The organism is Staphylococcus sp. HMSC34G04 (assembly GCF_001838765.1).
Lineage (GTDB): Bacteria > Bacillota > Bacilli > Staphylococcales > Staphylococcaceae > Staphylococcus > Staphylococcus epidermidis.
The window spans coordinates 1-781 of the sequence record NZ_KV838731.1 but is presented as its reverse complement, the minus strand read 5'-3'; the positions used below and the strand labels follow the sequence as shown (position 1 = coordinate 781).

The window sequence follows — 781 nt, the reverse complement described above, 5'->3', positions numbered from 1 at the left end:
GTTTTTCATCCAAAATAATAAAAATGGCTACAATTATTTACTCAAGTATTTGAATGACTTAGACCACCCACAACTCATTTTTGAATCTACAGGTATCTATTCAAGGGTATGGAACGATTTTGTTGTGTAAATCAAATTAACTATATTCAAATGAATCCGTTAGAAGCCAAATTTAAAACGAGCGCTCTAAGATCTTGGAAAACTGATCAGGCAGATGCTCATAAGCTTGCTTGTTTAGGACCGACGCTCAAACAAACAGACAGCTTACCTATACATGAGTTAATATTCTTTGAATTAAGAGAACGCGTCCGTTTTCATCTAGAAATCGAAAATGAACAAAATCGACTTAAATTTCAGATTCTCGAATTACTCCATCAAACATTCCCTGGTTTAGAAAGATTATTTAGTAGTCGATATTCAATCATTGCACTCAACATCGCAGAAATCTTTACTCATCCAGACATGGTGCTTGATATCGACAAGGATGTACTTATTACACATATATTCAATTCTACAAATAAGGGAATGTCAATGGATAAAGCAACAAAATATGCACTTCAATTAAGAGTGATTGCTCAAGAAAGCTATCCTAATGTCGATAGACATTCCTTTCTAGTCGAAAAATTACGCTTACTTATTCAACAATTAAAACAATCTATTCATCATCTCAAACAATTAGATGATGCCATGATTCAATTAGCACAACAACTCGATTATTTTGAAATTATTCATTCGATACCTGGTATTGGTAAGCTAAGCACAGCTATGATTATTGGGGAGA

Annotated in this window: 1 pseudogene; it reads left to right on the top strand. The window is 33.3% G+C overall.

Annotation, left to right across the window (positions count from 1 at the left end):
- Positions 1–108: 108 nt before the first annotated feature.
- Positions 109–781, top strand: a pseudogene (locus HMPREF3241_RS06575) (IS110-like element ISSep2 family transposase); the annotation flags it as partial.